The sequence below is a fragment of the Streptomyces sp. Pv4-95 genome (assembly GCF_045782725.1).
Taxonomy (GTDB): domain Bacteria; phylum Actinomycetota; class Actinomycetes; order Streptomycetales; family Streptomycetaceae; genus Streptomyces.
Map to the genome: position 1 here is coordinate 1,271,279 of NZ_CP127172.1, position 22,235 is coordinate 1,293,513.

At 69.5% G+C, this 22,235-nt stretch carries 20 protein-coding genes; 10 read left to right on the forward strand and 10 right to left on the reverse strand.

The window, feature by feature from the left end; genetic code table 11:
• Both QOM21_RS05880 and QOM21_RS05885 read right to left on the reverse strand, forming a co-directional pair.
• Window positions 1–762, reverse strand: a complete 762-nt coding sequence (locus QOM21_RS05880; protein ID WP_407548669.1) for an ABC transporter ATP-binding protein — start codon at window positions 760–762, stop codon at window positions 1–3.
• The gene (locus QOM21_RS05885; RefSeq protein ID WP_407548670.1) at window positions 759–1,265 is read right to left on the reverse strand and encodes a PadR family transcriptional regulator; all 507 of its coding nucleotides are present in this window, start codon (window positions 1,263–1,265) and stop codon (window positions 759–761) included. The genes QOM21_RS05880 and QOM21_RS05885 overlap by 4 nt, the downstream gene beginning before the upstream one ends.
• A gap of 170 nt (window positions 1,266–1,435) precedes the next feature.
• Between QOM21_RS05885 and QOM21_RS05890 the strand changes: the two genes are divergently transcribed.
• The 5 genes from QOM21_RS05890 (at window position 1,436) to QOM21_RS05910 (ending at window position 8,549) form a co-directional block, all read left to right on the forward strand.
• Window positions 1,436–2,707 carry an ABC transporter substrate-binding protein gene (locus QOM21_RS05890; RefSeq protein ID WP_407548671.1) on the forward strand — a complete coding sequence of 424 codons (1,272 nt, stop codon included), beginning with the start codon at window positions 1,436–1,438 and terminating at the stop codon, window positions 2,705–2,707.
• Between the two features lie 296 nt (window positions 2,708–3,003).
• Complete coding sequence (locus QOM21_RS05895) at window positions 3,004–4,767, forward strand: glycoside hydrolase family 13 protein (protein WP_407548672.1); 1,764 nt, start codon at window positions 3,004–3,006, stop codon at window positions 4,765–4,767.
• A 22-nt stretch (window positions 4,768–4,789) separates the two neighbouring features.
• Entirely contained in the window at window positions 4,790–6,127 is a 1,338-nt protein-coding gene (locus tag QOM21_RS05900) for an ABC transporter substrate-binding protein (protein WP_407548673.1), read from the forward strand.
• Between the two features lie 20 nt (window positions 6,128–6,147).
• A complete protein-coding gene (locus QOM21_RS05905) occupies window positions 6,148–7,566 on the forward strand; it encodes an ABC transporter permease subunit (protein WP_407548674.1) in 1,419 nt (472 codons plus the stop codon).
• Window positions 7,563–8,549, forward strand: coding sequence for a carbohydrate ABC transporter permease (locus tag QOM21_RS05910; RefSeq protein WP_407548675.1), 987 nt, complete (start codon window positions 7,563–7,565; stop codon window positions 8,547–8,549). Before QOM21_RS05905 ends, QOM21_RS05910 begins: the two co-directional genes overlap by 4 nt.
• Before the next feature lie 438 nt (window positions 8,550–8,987).
• On the opposite strand, the gene QOM21_RS05915 is transcribed toward QOM21_RS05910, so the two are convergent.
• The 3 genes from QOM21_RS05915 to QOM21_RS05925 all read right to left on the reverse strand — a co-directional run bounded on the left by QOM21_RS05915 (window position 8,988) and on the right by QOM21_RS05925 (window position 11,247).
• Window positions 8,988–9,227 carry a hypothetical protein gene (locus QOM21_RS05915; protein ID WP_407548676.1) on the reverse strand — a complete coding sequence of 80 codons (240 nt, stop codon included), beginning with the start codon at window positions 9,225–9,227 and terminating at the stop codon, window positions 8,988–8,990.
• A gap of 95 nt (window positions 9,228–9,322) precedes the next feature.
• Entirely contained in the window at window positions 9,323–10,726 is a 1,404-nt protein-coding gene (locus QOM21_RS05920) for a VanZ family protein (protein WP_407548677.1), read from the reverse strand.
• Between the two features lie 86 nt (window positions 10,727–10,812).
• Window positions 10,813–11,247: a hypothetical protein gene (locus QOM21_RS05925; RefSeq protein ID WP_407548678.1), complete on the reverse strand. Its 435-nt coding sequence runs from the start codon at window positions 11,245–11,247 to the stop codon at window positions 10,813–10,815.
• 1,887 nt (window positions 11,248–13,134) lie between these two features.
• On the opposite strand from QOM21_RS05925, the gene QOM21_RS05930 reads away from it, so the two are divergent.
• Both QOM21_RS05930 and QOM21_RS05935 read left to right on the forward strand, forming a co-directional pair.
• Window positions 13,135–15,648 carry a DEAD/DEAH box helicase gene (locus QOM21_RS05930; RefSeq protein ID WP_407548679.1) on the forward strand — a complete coding sequence of 838 codons (2,514 nt, stop codon included), beginning with the start codon at window positions 13,135–13,137 and terminating at the stop codon, window positions 15,646–15,648.
• Window positions 15,649–15,700: 52 nt separating this feature from the next.
• Window positions 15,701–16,570: an acyl-CoA thioesterase gene (locus tag QOM21_RS05935; protein WP_407548680.1), complete on the forward strand. Its 870-nt coding sequence runs from the start codon at window positions 15,701–15,703 to the stop codon at window positions 16,568–16,570.
• Here the strand turns inward: QOM21_RS05935 and QOM21_RS05940 are convergent.
• Window positions 16,501–17,397, reverse strand: a complete 897-nt coding sequence (locus QOM21_RS05940; protein WP_407548681.1) for a DUF6397 family protein — start codon at window positions 17,395–17,397, stop codon at window positions 16,501–16,503. The two genes, QOM21_RS05935 and QOM21_RS05940, sit on opposite strands and share 70 nt — an antisense overlap.
• A gap of 81 nt (window positions 17,398–17,478) precedes the next feature.
• Window positions 17,479–17,886 (reverse strand): roadblock/LC7 domain-containing protein, encoded by a 408-nt coding sequence (locus QOM21_RS05945; RefSeq protein ID WP_393891445.1) that lies wholly within the window; start codon window positions 17,884–17,886, stop codon window positions 17,479–17,481.
• Between the two features lie 165 nt (window positions 17,887–18,051).
• On the opposite strand from QOM21_RS05945, the gene QOM21_RS05950 reads away from it, so the two are divergent.
• Together QOM21_RS05950 and QOM21_RS05955 are read left to right on the forward strand one after the other, a co-directional pair.
• On the forward strand, window positions 18,052–18,480 hold the full coding sequence (locus tag QOM21_RS05950; protein WP_407548682.1) for a PPOX class F420-dependent oxidoreductase: 429 nt from the start codon (window positions 18,052–18,054) through the stop codon (window positions 18,478–18,480).
• 233 nt (window positions 18,481–18,713) lie between these two features.
• Window positions 18,714–19,187: a carboxymuconolactone decarboxylase family protein gene (locus QOM21_RS05955; RefSeq protein WP_407548683.1), complete on the forward strand. Its 474-nt coding sequence runs from the start codon at window positions 18,714–18,716 to the stop codon at window positions 19,185–19,187.
• Window positions 19,188–19,650: 463 nt separating this feature from the next.
• On the opposite strand, the gene QOM21_RS05960 is transcribed toward QOM21_RS05955, so the two are convergent.
• The 3 genes from QOM21_RS05960 to QOM21_RS05970 all read right to left on the reverse strand — a co-directional run bounded on the left by QOM21_RS05960 (window position 19,651) and on the right by QOM21_RS05970 (window position 21,226).
• The gene (locus QOM21_RS05960; RefSeq protein WP_407548684.1) at window positions 19,651–19,809 is read right to left on the reverse strand and encodes a hypothetical protein; all 159 of its coding nucleotides are present in this window, start codon (window positions 19,807–19,809) and stop codon (window positions 19,651–19,653) included.
• 178 nt (window positions 19,810–19,987) lie between these two features.
• Entirely contained in the window at window positions 19,988–20,602 is a 615-nt protein-coding gene (locus QOM21_RS05965; protein WP_407548685.1) for a GTP-binding protein, read from the reverse strand.
• A gap of 234 nt (window positions 20,603–20,836) precedes the next feature.
• A complete protein-coding gene (locus tag QOM21_RS05970) occupies window positions 20,837–21,226 on the reverse strand; it encodes a DUF742 domain-containing protein (protein ID WP_407548686.1) in 390 nt (129 codons plus the stop codon).
• Window positions 21,227–21,574: 348 nt separating this feature from the next.
• On the opposite strand from QOM21_RS05970, the gene QOM21_RS05975 reads away from it, so the two are divergent.
• Window positions 21,575–22,180, forward strand: coding sequence for a class I SAM-dependent methyltransferase (locus tag QOM21_RS05975; RefSeq protein WP_407548687.1), 606 nt, complete (start codon window positions 21,575–21,577; stop codon window positions 22,178–22,180).
• The last annotated feature ends 55 nt before the right edge of the window (window positions 22,181–22,235 follow it).

The window sequence follows — 22,235 nt, forward strand, 5'->3', positions numbered from 1 at the left end:
TCAGCCCTTGAGCTTGAGTACGTCGGCCACCCCGGCGCGCGGACGGTCGCCGCTTCCGCCGAGGTGGGCGTCGTCGACGACCTGGCCGTCGAAGAAGCTGATCACCCGGTCCGCGGCGCTCGCCATCCGGGCGTCGTGGGTGACCAGCAGAATCGTCTGGCCGCGCCGGTGGAAGCGGGCGAGCAGCCGCAGCACCTCCCGGGTGCCCTTGCTGTCCAGGCTGCCGGCGGGCTCGTCGGCGAGCAGCAGACCGGGGGCGTTGATCAGGGCGCGGGCCAGTGCGACGCGCTGCTGCTCACCGCCGGACAGCTCGCCGGGCGTGCGGTTCTCCATGCCCTTCAGCCCCAGCTCGTCGAGCAGCTCCGCGCGGTCGGCGCGGGCCCGCCGCGGGGAACTGCCGGCCAGCAGGGCGGGCAGCTCGACGTTGTCGGCGACGCTGAGGTTGGAGACCAGGTTGAAGAACTGGAAGACGATACCGATGTGCTTGCGGCGCAGTACCGCCCAGCGGGCCTCGCTGCAGGAGTCGACCTGGCGGCCGTCGAGCCAGAGGGAACCGCTGTCGGGTCGGTCGAGGCCGCCGAGCAGATGCAGCAGGGTGGACTTCCCGGCGCCCGAGGGCCCGGTGACGGCGACGAATTCGCCCCGCTCGATGGTCAGGTCGACACCCCGCACGGCGTGGACCGGGGCGGCCCCTTCCGGCCGGTGGGTCTTGACCAGGCCGGCTGCCCGAAGTATCGGGCCGGACGGCTCGTCCCGGTTCATTCCAGCTCCTCCTGACAGCGCTCCAACCAGTCGAGATCCGCTTGAAGATGCAGCATCGCGCCCTCGATCAGCAGGTGCGCCACCCGGTTGTCCGGGTCCTCGCCCACGGAGAGCTTCGACAGATCCCGCATGGTGTTGAGGTAGTGGCGGCGCTGCTTGTTGATCAGGGCGATCTGATGTGCGGCCCCGGTGCGGGGGGCGAGGGCGAGCTTCATGAAGAACTCGTCCCGCACCCGTGGTTCCGCGGTGGATTCCTCGAACCACGCGTCGACCGTCTCGCGGCCCGCCTCGGTGATCCGGTAGGTGCGCTTGTTGGGGCGGTCCGACTGCTCGACGTCCTCTCCCTCGATCAGGCCCGCCTTCTCCAGCCTGCCGAGGGTGACGTAGATCTGGCCGACGTTCGGCTGAGGGTATGCCGCGCCCAGGAGGTTCTCAAGAGCCTGCTTGAGTTCGTAGCCATGTGCGGGTCCGCTGACCAACAGCGCCAGGAGTGGCAGCCGCACGCTCTCCCTCTCCCTCACCGCCGTAGTTGCCGGTTAACTGCGCTCTTCCGGCTGTGATCCGGATCGCCGTCGTATCTTCCTGCGGGTCTAGTATCCCGCATGTCCAACAGGTATACAGGGGGCCGGCTGTCGAGTACGTGTCCGGCGACGCCTGGTGCGAGGAGGATCCCATGCGGTGGAAGCGTGCCGCGGGGAGGGCTCTCCTGGTCTGCTCCCTGTTGTTCGCGGGGCATGCCGGCGCGCAGGCGGGAGAGCCGGCCGGCGGCGCGGACGGCCGCGGTCCGATCACGCTGGTGACGGGCGGGGACCTCACGGGCTACCTCCGGGGCATCCTCGACGGCTGGAACGGCCGGCACCCCCGGGAGAAGGTGACCCTGGTCGAGCTGCCGGACGCCGCCGATGAGGTCCGGGCCCAGATGATCTCCGAGCTGCGCTCCGGCAGTGACCGCTTCGACGTCCTGAACATCGACGTGGCATGGACATCGGAGTTCGCGGCGCACGGGTGGATCACTCCCGTCGACGCCGGGCGGCTCCCGTTGGGCCGCTTCCTCCCTCCCGTGGTGGACACCGCCACCTTCCGGGGCCGGCTCTATGCCGTCCCCTACGTGACCAACGCGGGCCTGCTCTACTACCGCAAGGACGTACTGGACCGGGAAGGGGAGCAACCACCGCGTACGTGGGACGAGTTGAAGCGCCTCGCCAAAACCGTCGCGCCCCGACACGGCCTGGAGGGGTACGCGGGCCAGCTCCTGCCGTACGAGGGGCTGACCGCCAACGTCGTCGAGGCCGTGCAGTCCGCGGGCGGCACGGTGCTCGCGGACGAGGGTGCACGGGTCACGGTGGACTCCCCCGCGGCACGCCGTGGACTGTCGTTCCTTCTCGACGGGGTGCGCGAGGGCTGGATCCCGCGGCGCGCTCTGGCGTTCAAGGAGGAGGAGTCCCGCCGGGCGTTCCAGGACGGCCGGCTGCTGTTCCTCCGCAACTGGCCGTACGCGTACGCGCTGGCCGGCGGGAAGTCGTCGCACGTGGCGGGCAAGTTCGGCGCGGTGCCGCTGCCCGGTCCCGACGGCCAGGGCTCCAGCGTGCTCGGCGGCTCCAACCTGGCGGTCAACGCCCGGTCGCGGCACCGGAAGACGGCTGCCGACCTGATCTCGTATCTGACGAGCGAGCCGGTCCAGCGACGGGTGCTCTCCGAGGGGTCCCTGCCGCCGGTGTGGGCCTCGCTGTACGACGATCCGGCGCTGGTACGGCGGTTCCCCTACCTGCCGACCCTGCAACGGAGCGTGCTGGCGGCCAGGCCGCGCCTGAAGAGCCCGCGGTACGACCAGGTGAGCCTCGCGGTGCAGGCCGTGATGCATGACGCGCTCACCCATGGCCGGAGCACGGACGCGACCGTCGCGCGCCTGACGCGCGAGCTCCGGGCCATCGCCGGCGGCGGCTGACCGCACCCGGCGGCGGACCGTCCGAGGGACCGTCCGCCGCCACGCACCGATCGCGGTGCACGGCCGACGCTCGTCGTCGGAGCTCGCGGCCGGAGCTCGGGTCCTCTCGCAGAGCCGGCATTTCTAGTTACTCGTTAGGTAAACGAGCTCTGCGCATCTCCACGCAAATACGGGCAATACCGGGCCACTTTTGACAGATTCGTTGACACCCAAAAGTCACGCCTACTTAACATGCATGCATAACAGCGATCCCGCAGGCCGCACCGGCATGCTCAGGTAAGAACGGATCTCGGCAGATGCTCACAGCCACGGCAGGGAACGGCTACTCGGCCCTCCCCGCTCCCTCCCCCTCCCCGGCCCCCGCCGTGACCGCGCAGGCCACCGAGACCGCGGCACAGCGCTGGTGGCGTGATGCGGTCATCTACCAGGTGTACGTCCGCAGCTTCCTGGACAGCACCGGCGACGGCATCGGTGACCTGGCGGGCGTCCGCGCCGGGCTGCCCTACCTCAGGAAGCTGGGCGTGGACGGCATCTGGCTCAGCCCGTTCTACCCCTCGCCCCAGCACGACCACGGCTACGACGTCGCCGACTACCGCGACGTCGACCCCGTCTACGGCGACCTCGCGGAATTCGACCGCCTGGTGGCCGACGCCCACCGGCTGGGCCTGAAGGTCCTCCTCGACATCGTGCCCAACCACTGCTCCAGCGACCACCCGTGGTTCCGCGCCGCCCTGGCGGAAGGGCCGGGCAGCGCCGCGCGGGACCTCTTCCACTTCGCCGACGGGCGCGGTGAGCACGGCGAGCTGCCGCCCAACAACTGGCGGGCCATGTTCGGCGGCCCCGCCTGGTCCCGCGTCGAGGAGGCCGGCCCCGCCTCCGAGGACCCGGAGCAGAGCGGAGGCGAAGCGAAGCGCCCCGGGCAGTGGTACCTCCACATGTTCACCCCCGAACAGCCCGACCTGAACTGGCGCAACCCCGCCGTGGGCGCCGACTTCGAGGAGGTGCTGCGCTTCTGGCTGGACCGCGGCGTCGACGGATTCCGCATCGACGTCGCCGCCGGGCTCTTCAAGCACCCCGAGCTGCCCGACTCCCCCGACCCCGAGGCCGACGAGCGCACCCGGGACTCGGTCAACCCGCTGGCCTGGAACCAGCCCGAGGTGCACCAGGTGTGGCGCGACTGGCGTGCGCTGTGCGAGGAGTACACCGCCCAGGACGGCCGCGACCGGCTCCTCGTCGGCGAGGTCTCGGTTCGCACGCCGAGCGAACAGGCCGCCTACGTCCGGCCCGACGAGCTGCACCAGGCGTTCTTCTTCCACCTGCTGACCGCGCGCTGGGACATCGACACCTTCCGCAAGGTGATCTCCGAGGCCCTGACCGACATCGCGGGAACCGGCTCCACCGTCACCTGGGTGCTCAACAACCACGACCAGGTCAGGACGGTGACCCGGTACGCGACGGAGCCCGGCGGCCACGCCGGCGCACACGGCCCGGCCCGCGCCCGCGCCGCCGCCCTGCTGATGCTGGCACTCCCCGGCGCCGCCTACGTCTACCAGGGCGAGGAACTGGGCCTGCCCGAGGTCGTCGACCTCCCCGACGAGGTCCTCACCGACCCGATCTTCCACCGCACGGGCAGCCGTCAGCACATCCGCGACGGCTGCCGGGTGCCGCTGCCGTGGTCCGGGCACGCCTCACCGTTCGGCTTCACCGCGGGCGCCGAGACGGCCCAGCCCTGGCTGCCCCAGCCCACATGGTTCGCCGAACACGCCACGGACCGGGCCCTGGCCGACACCCGGTCGTTCTGGCACCTCTACCGCGAGGGGCTGCACCTGCGCCGCAGCCTGCCCCAGCTCGGCGAGGGCTCCCTGCGCTGGCTGGAGTCGCCCCCGCAGGTGCTGGCCTTCGTCCGCGGCGACGGACTGGTCTGCGCCATCAACTTCGGCAGCGACCCCGCGCCCGCCCCCGTCTCCGGTGCCCCCCTGCTGGCCAGCGGCGACTGCCCCGCCGGGACCCTCCCCGGATCGACCGCCGCCTGGTGGATGCACAGCCCCGACGCCCACTAGCCCGACCGAAGGAAACCTCACGATGAGACACACCGCAGCACGCCACACCCGCACCGCCGCCTCCTGCGCAACTGTCCTCGGCCTGGCGCTCACCGCCACCGCCTGTGGCGGCGGCGCAGTCACCCCCGGAGGAGGCGAACAGAAGCTCAGCGGCCAGACACTGACCGTCGCCGGCGTCTGGACCGGTGTGGAACAGCAGAGCTTCAAGAAGGTCCTGGACGGCTTCTCCGAGAAGACCGGCGCGAAGATCACCTTCTCCTCCACCGGCGACAACGTCTCCACCGTCGTCGGCAGCCAGATCGAGGGCGGCAACGCTCCCGACGTCGTGATGGTTCCGCAGGTCGGCGTGCTCCGGCAGTTCGCGAAGAAGGGCTGGCTCGCCCCGCTGTCCAAGGAGATCGGCACCACCGCCGGCACGAACTACGCCCAGGTCTGGAAGGACTACGGCACCGTCGACAACACCTACTACGGCCTGTACTTCAAGGCGTCCCACAAGTCGACGGTCTGGTACAGCCCCGAAGCGTTCGAGCAGGCCGGGGTCGGCCCCGCGAAGACGTACAAGGAGCTGCTGTCCTCCGGCCGGACGCTGTCCGACTCGGGCGTACCGGCATTCTCCGTCGCGGGCGAGGCCGGCTGGCCGCTCACCGACTGGTTCGAGAACGTCTACCTCTCCCAGGCCGGGCCCGAGAACTACGACAAGCTCGCCGACCACAAGATCCCCTGGACACACCCCACCGTCGTCAAGGCCCTGAGCACCCTCGGACAGCTCTTCAAGGACAAGAACCTCGTCGCCGGCGGCGGCGCGGGCGCCCTGCGCACCGACTTCCCCGAGTCCGTCCAGCAGGTCTTCGGCCCGGATCCCGAGGCGGCGATGGTCTACGAGGGCGACTTCGTCGGCGCTCTGGTCACCGACGAACTCCACAAGGAAGTCGGCAAGGACGCCAAGTTCTTCCCCTTCCCCTCGGTCGACGACGGCAAGCCGCCGACGGTCAGCGGCGGTGACGCCGCGGTGGTGCTCAAGGCCGGCAAGAACAAGAAGGCCGCGATGGAGCTGGTGAAGTACCTCGCCACTCCCGAGGCGGCCGGCATATGGGCCCAGGCCGGCGGCTTCATCTCGCCCAACAAGAAGGTGCCCGCGGGCGATTACCACGACGAGGTGTCCCGCAAGGCCGCCAAGTCCCTGACCGACGCCGGCAACTCCGTCCGGTTCGACATGTCCGACCAGGCCCCCGCCGCGTTCGGCGGCACCCAGGGAGCCGGCGAATGGAAGCTCCTCCAGGACTTCCTGCGCGACCCCTCCGCCCCCGAGGACACGGCCCGCAAGCTCGAGGCCGCCGCGGCCAAGGCCTTCCGGAACTAAGGACCAAGGGGCCCCGATCCATGCCAGTCACCACCTCCGAGGTGCCGCCCGCAGCGACGGGCGGCACCCCGGCTCCCCCGCCGCCCGGCGCACACGGCAAGAACGGCAAGCACGGCAGGGCCGGCACCCCCGGGCGGCGCGCCGTCCGGCGGCGCCGGCGCACCGCCGCACTGTTCCTGCTCCCGGCCTTGCTGCTGCTGGGCGCGCTCGTCGCGTACCCCATCGTGTTCTCGGTCATCCGCAGCATGTACGACGCCTCCGGCGACACCTTCGTCGGCGCCGACAACTACACCGAGATGTTCCAGGACCCGGCGACCGTCCGGGCCATCCGCAACAGCGCGATCTGGGTCGTCTTCGCGCCCGCCCTGCTGACCGGGCTGGGCCTGATCCTCGCCGTGCTGACCGAGAAGATCCGCTGGAAGACGGCGTTCAAGCTGCTGATGTTCATGCCCATGGCGATCTCCTTCCTCGCCGCGGGCATCATCTTCCGCCTCGCCTACGAGCAGGACCCGGAACGCGGTGTGCTCAACGCGGTCGTCGTCGGCGTCCACGACAACCTCCACGACACCCCCTCCTTCCCCACCGCCAAGGCACGCCTCGGCGACAAGCAGCTCGTCCACGGCGACGACGGCTCCTACCGCACGGCACGGACCGCCGAACCCGGACGGACCGTCAATCTCGGCCTGGTCGGCGTCCCGCCCAAGGAGATGCCGGCCGCGGCGAAGCCCGCCGCGCCGGCCTCCAGGACAGCGGCGGGCGCCGGCGAACTCCGGGGCGTGGTCTACCTCGACTTCACCCCCGGCGGGCACGGCAAGCCCGGCAGGGTGGACCCGGGCGAACGCGGGCTGCCGCAACTGGCCGTCGAGGCCGTCGACTCGCACGGCAAGGTCGTCGCCGACGCCACCACCGGGCCGGACGGCTCGTACCGCCTGACCGGTCTGAAGGCGGGCTCCTACACCGTCCAGCTCCCCGCGAAGGACTTCGCCCCGCCGTACGAGGGCGTCTCCTGGCTCGGCCCGGCCCTCATCACCCCCGCCATCATCGGCGCCTACCTGTGGATCTGGACCGGCTTCGCGCTCGTACTCATCGGCGCGGGACTCTCCGCGATGCCACGCGAGGTCCTGGAGGCCGCCCGGATGGACGGCGCGAACGAATGGCAGGTGTTCCGCAGGATCACCGTGCCGCTGCTCGGACCCGTCCTGGGCGTCGTGTTCGTGACGATGGTGATCAACGTGATGAAGGTCTTCGACCTCGTCTACATCATCGCGCCCGGCCCCGTACAGCAGGACGCCAATGTGCTGGCGCTGCAGATGTGGCTGGTCTCCTTCGGAGGCGGCAACAACCAGGGGCTCGGCAGTGCCCTCGGTGTCCTGCTGCTGCTCCTGGTGGTCCCGGCCATGATCCTCAACATCCGACGCTTCCGCAGGAGCCAGTCATGACCACCACCCACGCTGCCTCGGCACCCGGCGGAAAGGGCAACGCCCCGCAGGGCACAGCGCAGCCGGGCACAGCGCTGCCGGGAAAGACGCGGTCGGGGAAGAACCGGACGACGCACGCCCGGCCCGGGAAGAACCCTCCTGGGAAGACGCGACCGGGGAAGCGGCTCAGCCGCAGCGTGATCCAGGTGGGGCTGCTGATCATCGGCCTCGTCTGGCTCGCCCCCGCCGCCGGCCTCTTCGTCTCCTCGCTGCGCTCCGAGGAGGACAACGCCGGCAGCGGCTGGTGGCAGGCCCTCGCCGCTCCCGGCCAACTGTCGCTCGACAACTACACCGCACTGCTGCAGGACTCGGGCATCACCCAGGCTTTCTGGAACACCGTGCTGATCTCGGTGCCCACCACCATCGCCGTCGTGGTGATCGCCGCGCTGGCCGGATACGCCTTCGCCTGGCTGGAGTTCCCCGGCCGCGACTGGATCTTCCTGCTGGTCGTCGCCATGCTGGTGGTGCCGGTCCAGATCGGACTGCTGCCGGTGGCCAAGATGTTCGGCGCACTCGGACTGTTCGGCTCCATCCCGGGCGTGATCCTCTTCCACACCGCCTACGGCCTCCCCTTCGCCATCTTCCTGCTCCGCAACTACTTCGCGGAGATCCCCAAGGAGATGCTGGAGGCCGCACGCATGGACGGCGGCGGGGAGTGGCGGATCTTCTCCCAGCTCATCCTGCCGCTGGGGCGTCCGGCCATCGCCAGCCTGGCCATCTTCCAATTCCTCTGGGTCTGGAACGACATGCTCGTCGCGCTGCTCTTCGCCGACAACGAATCGCAGCCACTGACCGTGGCCCTGCAGTCCCAGATGCGCCAGTTCGGCAGCAACATCGGCGTCCTGGCCCCCGGCGCCTTCCTGTCCCTCATCGTCCCCGTCATCGTCTTCTTCGCCTTCCAACGCCACTTCGTCCAGGGCGTCATGGCGGGCTCGGTGAAGTGAGGGGCCGGAAGTCTCGGGGGGGGGGACGCGACCGGTGCGGCGCGGGGGTAGGGCGGGAGCCCCGATCGGTGCGCCTACGGGAACGGCCGGGGCCGGTGGGATCAGCCACTGACGGCGGGAACGGCGCGCACAAGGCGTCGTGGTCGGTTCGGCGCCCGTGTGGACAGCGCTGAGTGCCTCACCACGATCGGGCCGATGCGGTGCCGTGCGGCCCGGCAGGGCGGGGATGGGTGCGGGACGAGCCGGTCGTGGACTGCCCGGCTCGGCTGCCAACGAACCGGGCGTGTCTGCAACTCCGTTACGCCCGTGGAACAGCCAGGTCCGGACGGCGTAGCTCCTAGCCATCCCCCCACTACTGGCGAATGTGCGGAGTCCAGGGAACCCCTCGACACGAGCCAGTGAGTGCCCGTCAGCAGTGTCTGCTGACGGGCACTGTCTTCAGCAGGTGCTGTACTTGGTGGTTCCTGCGGACTGGGAGAAGGTGCCGCCCCAGTGGCTGGTGCCCTTGTAGCTGTAGCCGAGCCTGGCCATGATGGTGCCGCCGCCCTCCTTCACGTAGGAGTTGGTGATCGTGACGCTTGCGGCCAGGATCTTTGAGTGGAAGACGGCGCCGCTGCTCAACGAGGTGCAGGCACCGCCGCCGAGCTTGCCGTCGCCGGGGCAGCCGGCGCTCTGCACGCCTGCAGGGCTTCCCGGCGCCGTGGTAGCTGCCTGGGCTGTGGTGGTGAGGGCCGCGATGACCAGCGGTGGCTTGATCGGTGCCGGAGGGCTGCTCAGTTCTGCGTGGTTTCCACGCTGCCGCCACCGTTCTCTTCCGGGTTGTCGATCTTCTCCTTCCTGCTCGCGCGGGTGTCGACCTTCCCGGTGTTCGCATCGACGTAGACAGGGTCGAGCACCACGCTGGGGTCGTCGGTCTCAAAGCCGGTCAGCCACTGGGCACGCCACTTGCCCTCGCGTTGCACGGCCAGCAGCTCGCTGTCGGCGACCCGCACCTTGTGGCCCTTTGGCTGATGCAGTGCCTGAAGAGCCGTACGCTGCGCCGTCGCCTTATCGACATTCAGCGCGGGCAGGTCATGAGGGTCCTTGTCGTTGCGGACGAGCAGTTGAGAGACGCGGCCGGCAGTGTTGATCTGGACGTCCAGACGCATCGGCATCAGAACGCCGCCGCCGTTACGGCGCCGCCAGCTGACGATCCAGCCGAGTTCCGCCCGGTCACCGACCGGGTAAACACGTGGCTCGGCGCCGCGCAACTCGCGCGGGAAGTGCTGCTGTGCATATCGGCGTGCGATGGGGAGTGCGTCCTCTTTGCCAGCCGGACGTTTGGTGACCCCGGGGATCGCGAAACTGGAGGGCGTCGTCTGGCTTGAGCTTTCCAGACTGACGTTGAGCTGAGAGGCATCGGGCCAGGTGAGCTCAGCGGATCCCTCATCGAGAGCGATGAGCAGGAGGTCAGGGCTGTCGTCGACACCTGCCTGCAGTTGAACGTTGCTGATCTCGTATCGGTCACCGAAGGCTTGGCGGATTGCCCGCTGCGCTGAGGCTTCTTCCTTCTCGCCGGTGAACTGCAGACTCGTGGCGTCCACGGCGACAGGCGTGATCCATGTTGCTGCGGCGATACCCGCAACGACGAGGACCACAGCGGAGGCAATCGCGGTGGCTCGAGCATGACGCCGAGGAGGGATGGCAGGACGCTTGGCCAGCCGTAGGACGACCCAGGCAACAGCGATGCCCAAGAGTCCGCCCAGCGCGTTCATCTGCAGGTCACTGCTGTCACATCCCCGGCTGACACCGGGGACCAGCGTCTGCAGAAGCTCGGTGGCCAGGGAAAGCAGAATGCTGCCGGCCACCGCGGGCAACAACGAGCGCAGCGCCATGAGGCCGAAGAAGCCGATGGGTGCGAAGAGCAGCAGGTTGAGAAGTCCCTGCTGGGTGGCGAACGGCTCGGCGTAGTTGCGGTTGATGACACAGACACGACTGGCCTCGGCTGCTGCTCCGCCGCTGGGGAGGAACAAAGTGAGGGCGATCTCGGCCGTGACAGCTGCGCCGAGCGCGGCGTGGGACCAAGGGCGCCTGCCCGCCCGTTGGGCAAGCCAGAAGCACAAGACGGCGACCGCCGGCACCGCTAGGGCCGCGAAGATGATGAAGCCCGTTTTATTCTGGAAAATCGCGGAGAACACGGAACACGGTGTCCTAATCCTCAAGTGAACTGCCAGGGGGCTGCCTGTGCCCGGCCGTCTCGCAGCGGCCGGGCACAGACCGACGGTCAGCCGCTGCAGTTGGCCAAGGGCGTCTGGTAGGTCTGCTGGCCGCGGACCTCAAGAAGGCCCACGGTGCCGGCGCAGTACGTCACGTTGCTCCAGCTGCCGGTCTTGGTCGTGCCGCTGGACTGACTGAACCAGCCGCTCCAGGCCGTCGACCCCGACCGGTTATATCCGACGCGGGCCGTGATGCTGCCGCCGCCGGTCTTCTTGTACCAGGTGGAAGCCCTGTTGTTGGTGTACTTCTGGTGATACAGCTCTCCGCTGCCCAGCGTGGTGCAGGTGTAGTTGCGGCTGATGTGCCCGTCCCCGGGACAGCTCGCCATAAGCGCCTTCGTGGTGCCCGAAGCGCCCTCCGCGTGGGCAATGGGCATCACGCCGATTGCCGCCAGCGTCATCCCCGCCACTGCGGTCGCCCGCGTGATTTTCCGAATCCTCATGACTGTTGCCTCCCTCGACAACCACAGACCTGCTGTGGATGGACCTTCAGTCGGGGGAATCAGCACGGCGCAGCCCAAGGCAGCACGCTGAACGCCCGTCCCCCCACGGACGCCCTCGAACGAAAGCCAAGCGTCCGTTCGATGCGGGCCTGAACCTAAGGAGGGAAAAACCCGGACGCAAACAAGATCGGAGATTTGAGCCAATCTCCTGGCATCCGGCTACGCGTGAGCCGACGCAGCTGACATCGGCACCCGATGAGTGTGATGCGGACACCTCTAGGGCCGCTCGGGCCCCAGGGCCTCCCTCAACGCCAACGCCCATAACTCCGGCAGCACTTCCCGACCTTGTCCGTAAACAGGCAATACACTGCCGTGACGGCTGCTTGGCCTAGAACGGCTTGCCGCATCTCAGAGCAATGCGCGTTCGGACGCCGGCTCACCCCAAGAGCAAATAGGGTCAACCCCCACAATCACGCACCCGATCGCCTTTTCGCCACGGGGAATTACCAGATGCCGGGCCCTCGCAAAGAAGGCTCGCCGCGCCTGCGCTCAAGAAGATCAGACAACTGCCCGTTCCACTGCCCTTCACACCTACAAGCGGCTGGGCGACGCCTCGGACGGAGGGCGCCGGGAGGGCATCACCTCCGGGTGCCGGCGGGAACGGCCGTCGACCCCAGCGCCTGGTCTCGGCGAGCACGTCCGCTATCCGTGGGAACGGCTGGCAGCGACCGGAACGTCTGATGTTGGGCGGACGCGCCAACTCCGACCGGAGCTTCCGGTCTGCAAGCACATCCAGCGCCGATGGGATCAGCCACGGCGGGCCGGCAACGGTGCGCAGGGCTACGTGGTCGGTTCGGTTCAACCGCGTGGGTCGGGTCCGGTTGCGGCCATACGACCACGGCCCAGTGCGGTCAGTGACGTCCGGGGTGGAGTGCGGCCCGGTGCGGTCGCTAGGCGCTGGGACCTCTCCGTACGGCGCCGACCGCGCCCCGAAGGACACCCGCGCCCTACGGAGCGACTCGGGACGGCCCCCGACAAGCGGGCCGGTGCATTTTCGTAGCGGCCCACTTCACGTAGGTCCGCGAGGCCGCCGGACCCGGTCCGACGTGAGGTGACGAGCGGGTCTATGGGGTGACGCGCGAGCCGGCAGGGGCAGGGGTGACAGGGGTGGGGTGTGGGGGTTAGCCGGCCATCCCGAATCGGCTCGGGGGCCTGGACCGGCCACGCCGGGAGGGGCCCTCCCCCTCCCCACCCCACCCCCGCGGCTGCTTCTCGCTCTGGTCGGCGATCTCCTTTCCATCGAAGGCAGTGATCTCCGACTTCATCGAAGGCGGTGATCTCCGACACGTCTCCCCATGGATGCCTGACCAGTGAGTGCCCGACCAGCCAGGCGCCGCGCTCGCGCCGTGGCGCGCTACCCCTGGCTCGCCACTCCCTCGGTGATCATCAAGGGCCGTGCCCGAGGATCAACGGAACCCCGGCAGTGACCGGGATGAGCCCGTGGCATCAGCCCACCGCAGCCTCAGCGGGCGCCCCATCCGAATGGCCAGTCGCCCGCCGACCGCCTCCTCCTCTCCCCCGGCGCGCACGTCTTCGCAGGTCAGGCCATTGGCTTTCCTTGCACTGGAGCACACCGACCCTCGCCAGATCCCCGACTTCTCCCTCCCCACGACTCCCTGCATCGCCTGCGGGCTGCCCCCCGATCGCTGCGGGGCCTCCGCGCCAAACACTCGACCGCTACTGCCACGAATCGGCGCAAATCGGCATCTTCGCAGCTCAGAGGTCGTGCGCAGTGATCGCCTCGGAATGGTGGGGCGTGGGGTCCCGGCCCCGGGCAATGCACCGCCGGTTCCCTGATACGGGCCGAAGGCAGGCAGTATGGGGGGTGTGACCCTCATCGATCATTTGCCGAAAGACGCCGACCCCGATGCCCTCTTCGAAGCCTTTTCGAACTGGGCCGAGCAGCAGGGCATCGCGCTCTACCCTGCCCAGGAGGAGGCGCTGATCGAGGTGGTCTCGGGGGCGAACGTCGTCCTGTCGACCCCCACCGGCTCGGGAAAGAGCCTCGTCGCCGCCGGCGCGCACTTCACCGCCCTCGCCCGCGACCAGGTGACGTTCTACACCGCTCCGATCAAGGCCCTGGTGTCGGAGAAGTTCTTCGACCTGTGCAAGCTGTTCGGCACCGAGAACGTCGGCATGCTCACCGGTGACGCCTCCGTCAACTCCGACGCACCCGTCATCTGCTGTACGGCCGAGGTGCTCGCCTCCATCGCGCTGCGCGACGGCAAGCACGCCGACATCGGCCAGGTCGTGATGGACGAGTTCCACTTCTATGCCGAGCCGGACCGTGGCTGGGCCTGGCAGATTCCGTTGCTGGAACTGCCGCAGGCGCAGTTCATCCTGATGTCGGCGACGCTCGGCGACATGTCGCGGTTCGAAGAGGACCTGACCCGCCGCACCGGCAAGCCGACGTCGGTGGTGCGCTCCGCGACGCGGCCCGTTCCACTGTCGTACGAGTACCGCACGACGCCGATGACGGAGACGCTCACCGAACTGCTGGAGACCCACCAGTCCCCGGTGTACATCGTGCACTTCACGCAGGCCGCCGCCGTTGAACGGGCGCAGGCTCTGATGAGTATCAACATGTGTACGCGCGCCGAGAAGGACCAGATCGCCGAGCTCATCGGGAACTTCCGGTTCACCACCAAGTTCGGTAAGAACCTGTCGCGTTACGTCCGCCATGGCATCGGCGTGCACCACGCCGGCATGCTGCCGAAGTACCGCCGACTGGTGGAGAAGCTGGCGCAGGCGGGCCTGCTGAAGGTCATCTGCGGTACGGACACACTCGGCGTCGGCGTCAACGTCCCCATTCGCACCGTGCTGTTCACCGCGCTGACGAAGTACGACGGCACCAGGGTGCGGACGCTTCGGGCGCGGGAGTTCCACCAGATCGCGGGCCGGGCCGGGCGGGCCGGCTTCGACACCGCGGGCTTTGTCGTCGCGCAGGCGCCCGAGCATGTCGTGGAGAACGAGAAGGCCCTGGCGAAGGCCGGCGACGACCCGAAGAAGCGGCGGAAGGTCGTCCGCAAGAAGGCGCCGGAGGGTTTCGTCAACTGGGGAGAGAACACCTTCGAGAAGCTCATCGCCTCCGATCCGGAGCCGCTGACCTCCCGTTTCCGGGTCACTCACGCCATGCTGCTGTCCGTGATCGCGCGGCCGGGCAACGCCTTCGCGGCAATGCGCCATCTGCTGGAGGACAACCACGAGCCGCGCAGGAATCAGCTGCGGCACATCCGTCGCGCGATCGCGATCTACCGGTCGCTGCTGGACGGCGGGATCGTGGAGCGGCTGGAGGAGCCCGACGCGGAGGGCCGGATCGTCCGGCTGACCGTCGACCTTCAGCAGGACTTCGCGCTGAACCAGCCGCTGTCGACGTTCGCGCTGGCCGCATTCGACCTTCTCGATCCGGAGTCGCCGTCCTACGCGCTGGACATGGTGTCGGTGGTGGAGTCGACGCTGGACGATCCGCGGCAGATCCTCGCCGCCCAGCAGAACAAGGCCCGGGGCGAAGCGGTCGCGCAGATGAAGGCCGACGGCGTGGAGTATGAGGACCGCATGGAGCGGCTCATGGACGTCGAGTACCCAAAGCCGCTGGATGAACTGCTCTCCCACGCCTACAACCTGTACCGCAAGAGCCACCCGTGGGTCGGCGACCATCCGCTGTCGCCGAAATCGGTCATCCGCGATATGTACGAACGCGCCATGACCTTCACGGAGTTCACCTCCTTCTACGAGCTGGCCCGCACCGAGGGCATTGTGCTGCGCTACCTGGCGAGCGCCTTCAAGGCGCTCGACCACACGGTGCCGGACGATCTGAAGTCCGAGGACTTCCAGGACATCATCGCCTGGCTCGGCGAGATGGTGCGGCAGGTGGACTCCAGCCTGTTGGACGAGTGGGAACAGCTCGCCAATCCGGAGGTGGAGACGGCGGAACAGGCCGCGGAGCGGGCGGACCAGGTGCGGCCGGTGACCGCGAACGCGCGGGCGTTCCGGGTGCTGGTGCGCAATGCGATGTTCCGGCGGGTGGAGCTGGCGGCGCTGGACAAGGTCGAGGAGTTGGGCGAGCTGGATGCCGAGTCCGGCTGGGACGTGGATGCCTGGGGCGACGCTATGGACGCCTACTGGGAGGAATACGACGAGCTGGGCACCGGTCCGGACGCGCGCGGCCCGAAGCTTCTGCAGATCGAGGAGGATGCCGCGCACGGGCTGTGGAAGGTGCGGCAGACTTTCGCCGACCCGAACGGTGATCACGACTGGGGCATCTCGGCCGAGGTGGACCTGGCCGCCTCCGACGAGGAGGGGCGTGCGGTGGTGCGCGTCACCGACGTGGGTCAGCTGTGAGCGGACGGCTTCACCCGAGGCCGTCCACGGATGTGACGGAGGGCCACCGGTCATGACCAATCCGGCCGAGAAGTTGGTCGATCTGCTGGACCTGGAGCAGATCGAGGTGAACATTTTCCGGGGCCGCAGCCCACAGGAGTCCCTGCAGCGGGTCTTCGGCGGCCAGGTCGCGGGCCAGGCGTTGGTGGCGGCCGGGCGGACGACGGAAGGTGACCGCCCGGTCCACTCGCTGCATGCGTACTTTCTGCGGCCGGGGCGGCCCGGGGTGCCGATTGTGTACCAGGTGGAGCGGGTGCGTGACGGGCGGTCGTTCACCACACGCCGCGTCGTCGCGGTCCAGCAGGGTCGGACGATCTTCAATCTGACCGCTTCCTTTCACAAGCCGGAACCCGGCTTCGATCATCAGTTGCCGATGCGCCGGGCGGTGCCCGACCCGGAGGAGCTGCCGACGGTCGTGGACGAGGTCAGCGCGCACCTGGGCGGTCTGCCCGAGGGGTTGGAGCGGATGGCGCGCCGGCAGCCCTTCGACATCCGCTATGTCGACCGGCTGCGCTGGACGCCGGACGAGATCGAGGCTGCGGAGCCGCGCAGCGCGGTGTGGATGCGCGCGGTCGGGCCGCTTGGTGACGATCCGCTCGTCCACACCTGCGCGCTCACCTACGCCAGCGATATGACGCTGCTGGACGCGGTCCGCATCCCCATCGAGCCGCTCTGGGGTCCGCGCGGCTTCGACATGGCCTCGCTGGACCATGCGATGTGGTTCCACCGGCCGTTCCGCGCCGACGAGTGGTTTCTCTACGACCAGGAGTCGCCGATCGCCACCGGCGGTCGGGGCCTGGCGCGCGGCCGGATCTACGACCGCGCGGGCAGGCTGCTGGTCTCGGTCGTCCAGGAAGGGCTGTTCAGGAAGATCGGCGACTGACCTCCGCGGGCGCCGGCCGTCACAACGGCCGGTGTCCGGATGCGGCCCGGTTCTTCGCGGCGAGCCGCTTCCAGGGCCCTGGAGAGGTTGACGCGGTACCACATCACTTCGTCGAACTCCTCGGCCGTCAGGACCCGTGCGAACGCTTCCCGGGCGGCGGCCGTCGCGGTGATGACGGAGGCGAACGCGGGCCGGAGCCTGCGCATCAGGGAGCGTTCCAGGGGGTCCTCGGCGACGGAGGCCAGCTCCTCCGGAGGCAGCACGGCGGCGATGACCGCGGCGGACTCCCAGGGGTCGTCGGTCTCCGCCATGAGCTGGGCGACCCTGCGGCTGCGCCACTGCCGCGCCCGCCAGTCCTGTCCCCCGTCGAGCATCACCCGCATGGCGGCCGGGGTGTTGCCGCGCATCAGCTCGGGTTCGCGGTCGGCGAAGGCCGCGACCTCGGCGGCGAGGTAGAGCCAGACCACCGCGCCGAAGCGGTTGACGTAGAACCGGACGGGGCCGAAGCAGCCGGCTCGGGTCAGGCGCAGGAACCGGCCCGGGCCGATGCCCATCAGCTCGGCGGCCTCGGTCGTGCCGACCGTGCGGACACGTTCGCGGAGGGCGTCGGGAAAGCCAGGCTCTGCCTGCAGCCGGGCGATCTCCTCCGCCGGTACGCGGCGCCTGGCGGGCGGGCCCGGGCGTCCCGGCCGGCCGTCCTGACCGGCCGGGACCGTCCGTACTTCACCGAGCTGGGCGGCCAGCTCGAACTCGCCGGTCCTCAGCTCCAGTTCACGAGCCGCGCGCCCCGTCGTGAGCGCCTGCTGCCCGTCGCACATCACTGTCATGTCTGTTCCCCCGCAACCATCGGTCGATCACTGACAGTGATGACGATAGTCGGGGGTCGTGACAGCGCGTCAACCGATGCCTCAGACCTGTGGATAACTCTCCGGCTGCCGGACCGCGACCCCCAGATGCTCACCGACGCGATTGACCAGCAGCGTCATCTCGTAGGCGATCTGACCGACATCGCCGTCCGCGCCGGCCAGCACACAGAGGCAACTGCCGTCCCCCGCCGCCGTGACGAACAGCATGCCGTCGTCGAACTCGATCATGGTCTGACGTACCCGTCCGACCTGGAAGTGGAGCCCTGATCCCTTGGCGAGGCTGTGCAGTCCCGAGGCGACCGCCGCGAGATGTTCCGCGTCCGCCCGCTCCAGCCCCTCGCTCACGCCGGTGACCAGCCCGTCGTTGGAGAGCACCAGCGCGTGCCGTACCTTCTCCACCCGTTTGGTCAGATCGTCCAGCAGCCAGTCGAGTCCGCTGCTCAATGCCATGCCGCATCCTCCCCGTATCCCCGTCCGCGCACTTGGCCGGTCGGCAGCCCGCAGTCCGTCCGCGGCTGCCGTGCCAGCCTGTCCCACCTCCGCCGCATCGGCAAGCGGCCCCACAGCCCGGCGTGCCACGGCCGCTCGATCGCGCCGGACGGAGAGGATGGCGGCATGGCACGAAAAATGACCAAGGACGAGTGGCACACGTTCGTTTCGGAAGGCACCCGCACCGGAAAGGTGTCGACCGTGCAGGCCGACGGCGGCCCGCACATCGCACCCGTGTGGTTCGTGATGGATGGCGACGAGCTGGTGTTCAACACCGGGAAGGAGACGGTCAAGGGCCGCAATCTCGCACGCGATCACAGAGTCGCCGTCTGCGTCGACGACGAGCGGCCGCCGTTCTCCTTCGTGGTGCTGCACGGCAGGGCGGAGATCAGCGAGGACCTCGCAGCTCTGCGCCACTGGGCGACCCGGATCGCGGCCCGTTATATGGGCGAGGAGCAGGCGGAGGAGTTCGGGGCCCGCAACGGCGTGCCCGGAGAACTGCTGGTGCGGGTCCGCATCGACAAGGCCGTGGCCATGGCGGATCTCACGAGCTGACGGATACGTGGCGCAGGGCGCCGGGCTCCCGTGCGACTCCGTGCGCCGGCGCTCCGCCCGCGTCGCCCCCGCGCCCCACGCACCGGGCGCCAAACGCCTCGACAGCGGTCCTGATCCTCGGCGTTGGCGCACGCGCCCACGCGGGAGACGCACGTCACACCCACCCATGTCACACCGCCCCGGGCCGCCCCGTCATATCGGTGTACGCATCGACGACGACGGAGGAGCTCACCATGGGTGCGCGTTTGAACATGTTCGGCAGCCCGACCGCGGTCAAGACCTGGAAGCACATCATCGCCGCGAACAAGGCGCTCGCCGACTCGTCCCTGCCTGCCGCGACGCAGGAGCTGGTGAAGATCCGCGCCAGCCAGATCAACGGGTGCGGTGGCTGCCTCGACATGCACACCAAGGACGCCGCAGCCGCCGGGGAGACCTCGACGCGCCTCCACCTGGTCGCGGCATGGCGGGAGGCCACGGTCTTCACCGAGGCCGAGCGCGCCGCGCTGGAGCTGACGGAGCAGGGCACCCGCATCGCCGACGCCGCCGGTGGCGTCACGGACGAGGCATGGGCGAACGCCGCCAAGCACTACGACGAGGAGCAACTCGCCGCGCTGGTATCGCAGATCGCCCTCATCAACGCCTTCAACCGCGTGAACGTCATCGTCCAGCAGCCCGCCGGCGACTACCAGCCCGGCCAGTTCGCGTAGCCCGGTTCGGGTGGACGAGGAGTGTCTGACCGGGGTCGGACGCTGTCCGGCCACAGCGGCCCTCAGCCACCTCTGAAAGGAAGCAGGAGGTCGGGCCCGGGCTTCGGTCGGCCATTTCACCGCCCGAACTCTCCGGGAGGCAGGCCGCGCGCTGCCCTCTTCGTCCAAGCGAAGGCGGCGTGCCCGTAGTTCGGGTCCCGGAGTCGATGGAGCAGTGCGGGTCGAGTGTCGTCGTCGCCGATTGGCCGGATGCGGCGAGCCGCGCCGGGCAGGTGTCCAGCGGTGCGCCCGCCACTGGGACAGCCGCGCCACCCACCCGGCGCTGCGGCACCTCGACGGCTCGACTGTTCCGTCGCCCCCTCCGTGGCCGGCGCGCGCCCTCGAACGAGGTGCGTGGCCGGTCGGGAGGGGTGGCGCGCCCCACGATTCCCCGCCGTGCGGCAGCGCCGATGAGCGACGGGTGTTACCAGACCTCGCTGGTGGTGAGGCCGTTGTGGGTGATGGTCTGCTCAATTCGGCCGCTGCTGAACTGGTCGGCGTCGTCCGCCGGGGCCATGCCGGCGCTGCCGAGTACGGCGGTGGCGGCAATGGCGACTGCGGCGAAGAGGGTGCGGATACGCATGCTGTGCTCCTGTATTCGGGGATGTCTGAGCCCGTGATCAGCAGAAGGCATGCGCCGGGGAGCCTTGCGTTATTCCACATCGGGAGAGTGCCACCCGATCGATGGATTTGACGCGCCCTCCTGGCGCAGCCCGTCGCCCGGCGTCCACGACTATCAGCACATCACCACAAGAAGCGCGCTAGCCGACGGAGTCCAACAGGCGGGCGGTGTGCATCCGTCCGGCATGCTCGACCAGTCGTATCAGCACCTCTTTGCCCGAGTCGCGGTCCCGCGCGTCGCAGAGCACCACCGGGGTGCCGCGGTCCAGGTCCAGGGCGCGGGATACCTCGGCGGCCCCGTAGGACCGGGATTCCGCAAAGCAGTTGACGGCCACGAGGAACGGGATCGCGCGCCGCTCGAAGTAGTCCACGGCCGGGAAGCAGTCCTCCAGCCGTCGGGTGTCGGCCAGCACGACGGCACCGAGCGCGCCCTCCGAAAGGTCGTCCCACAGGAACCAGAAACGATCCTGCCCGGGGGTGCCGAACAGGTAGAGGGAGAGCCCCTGCCTGATGGTGATGCGTCCGAAATCCATCGCCACCGTGGTACTGGTCTTGTGGTGCACGGCCCCGGTGTCGTCCACCGTCTCGCCCGCTTCGGTGAGCTGTTCCTCGGTGCGCAGGGGGCGGATCTCGCTGACCGAGCCCACCAGAGTCGTCTTGCCCACCCCGAAGCCGCCCGCGACTAAAATTTTCAGGGCCAGATCGGGGTCAGGGTCCAGGGTCGTGCCCTCCGGGGCCCCTTGTGCGGCAGTCATCAGCCGTCTCCTCCAGGATGCAGATCCCGTACGTCACGGGTGCGGTCGGATCCATGGCTCGGCGAGAGGAGCCCCGCGGCAGAGCGCCGTCCGGAATCCATGGCGAGGACCGTACCCCCCGCTGATCGCGATGTCCTTGGATTGGGGAAAGCCGCGAGGCTTGGATCAAAGATCCCCACGGGGCCTTGCTGCCACGGTAGTTGGGGATGCGGACCGTGATCCTCGGTGCGGTGGTCACAGGGAGCGGAGGCCATGGATCACCTCGCGCAAAAACCTTTCACCGGAGAGCTTGGCCGGCGGCACCGGAAGCGTCACCCGGAGCTGCCCGCTGCACAGCAGATCGCCGAGCAGCACCCGCACCACCGCGATCGGCAGCTCGGCGGCCGCGGCGAGCTCGGCGACCGACCGGCTTCCGGACCGGCACAGCGCGAGCAAGGTGCGGTGTTCCGGGCCGAGTTCGGACTCGTCGCCTTCGGGGTCCTCCGGCCCCTGGGGTCCCGCCGAGATCAGCGCGATGACGTCCAGCCTGGCCGCCGGGTCCGGGGCGGCGTGTGTGCCGATCACCGCGTAGGGGCGGACGACCGGTCCGGCCTCCCCGTCGTACCACCCTCTGTCCTGAGCCATATCGGCCCGCCCCCATCCCCCAGCACCTGTGCACCGCTCGCCGTCCTCCGGCATGGGCGGTCGGCGAGGTCCTCGTGATCGCGGACGCTAGCGACAGCCGGCCGCGGTATCCGCGGACAGACCGGAAGACACGGGTATTTGGCGTGGTGGCGCTCCCGGACGATCGCGCTGTGACCGAACATGTTCGCCACGCGGGCGCTCCGCACATCCCGCACACCCGCGCCCTCGCCGGCCGACGACCCCACCCCATCACCGCTCAGCCACCCGGTCCGCCGGGAACCCGCGCACCCGCACCCGTGGGAGATCATGGCGTACGGCCCTGTATGCGCCCCGCCCTGAAGGAGCCCGATGACCGACCACGACGACCCGCACGATGTCCGAGCGTTCTTCGCCGCCCGCGCCGCGGACTGGGACGACCGGTTTCCCGACGACGCGCCCGCCTACGCCGCCGCCATCGCCGAAATCGGCCTGCACAGTGGCGATCGGGTGCTGGATGCCGGATGCGGCACGGGGCGCGCTCTGCCCGCCCTGCGGGAGGCGGTGGGCCCGCGCGGGGCGGTACTGGGAGCGGATCTCACGCCCGAGATGCTGCGGGCGGCCGTCGGCGCGGGCCGCGACGGCAGCGCGGGGCTGGTGCTCGCGGACGTGACCCGCCTGCCGCTGCGCGACGCCTGCCTGGACGCCGTGTTCGGCGCCGGGCTGGTCTCCCACCTGCCGGACCCCGCCGGCGGTCTCGCGGAACTGGCCAGGACGGTACGCCCCGGTGGGCGGCTGGCCCTCTTCCACCCCGTGGGCCGCGCGGCCCTCGCCGCTCGCAAGGGCCGCGCGCTGACTTCTGACGACCTCCGGGCGGAGCCGAATCTGCGGCCGCTGCTCGGCGGCAGCGGTTGGGACCTCGTTCGGTACGTGGACGAGGACTCCCGTTATCTGGCGCTGGCGGTTCGCAAGGGGTGAGAGGCGTTTCCGTGCCCGGGAAGGGGCAACGGCGTGCGCCGGTCCCGCCCCGAGC